The 670-nt window shown below is 50.0% G+C and carries 1 tRNA gene and 1 rRNA gene; both read left to right on the forward strand.

Going from position 1 to position 670, the window contains the following annotated elements:
• Window positions 1–46 precede the first annotated feature (46 nt).
• Window positions 47–122, forward strand: a tRNA-Glu gene (locus HMPREF1024_RS00040).
• 190 nt (window positions 123–312) lie between these two features.
• Window positions 313–670 (forward strand): 23S ribosomal RNA (locus tag HMPREF1024_RS0128000); the annotation flags it as partial.

A 670-nucleotide genomic window follows, 5' to 3' on the forward strand; every position in this document is an offset into this window, starting at 1 on the left:
CTGATGAAAGTAGAGAAGCAAGGCGTCTTGCGATTGAGACTTCAGTGTCCCCTTCGTCTAGAGGCCCAGGACACCGCCCTTTCACGGCGGTAACAGGGGTTCGAATCCCCTAGGGGACGCCACTTGCTGGTTCGTGAGTGAAAGACGCGTGCCGATGTATCTCAAAACTCATCTTCGGGTGATGTTTGAGATATTTGCTCTTTAAAAATCTGGATCAAGCTGAAAATTGAAACGACACACAGTCAATGTGTGTTCGAGTCTCTCAAATTTTCGCGACACGATGATGTTTTACGAAACATCTTCGGGTTGTGAGGTTAAGCGACTAAGCGTACACGGTGGATGCCCTGGCAGTCAGAGGCGATGAAGGACGTGCTAATCTGCGAAAAGCGTCGGTAAGGTGATATGAACCGTTATAACCGGCGATGTCCGAATGGGGAAACCCAGTGCAATTCGTTGCACTATCGTTAACTGAATACATAGGTTAACGAGGCGAACCGGGGGAACTGAAACATCTAAGTACCCCGAGGAAAAGAAATCAACCGAGATTCCCCCAGTAGCGGCGAGCGAACGGGGAGCAGCCCAGAGTCTGAATCAGCTTGTGTGTTAGTGGAACGGTCTGGAAAGTCCGACGGTACAGGGTGATAGTCCCGTACACCAAAATGCACAGGTT

The organism is Klebsiella sp. 4_1_44FAA (assembly GCF_000238715.1).
Lineage (GTDB): Bacteria > Pseudomonadota > Gammaproteobacteria > Enterobacterales > Enterobacteriaceae > Klebsiella > Klebsiella pneumoniae.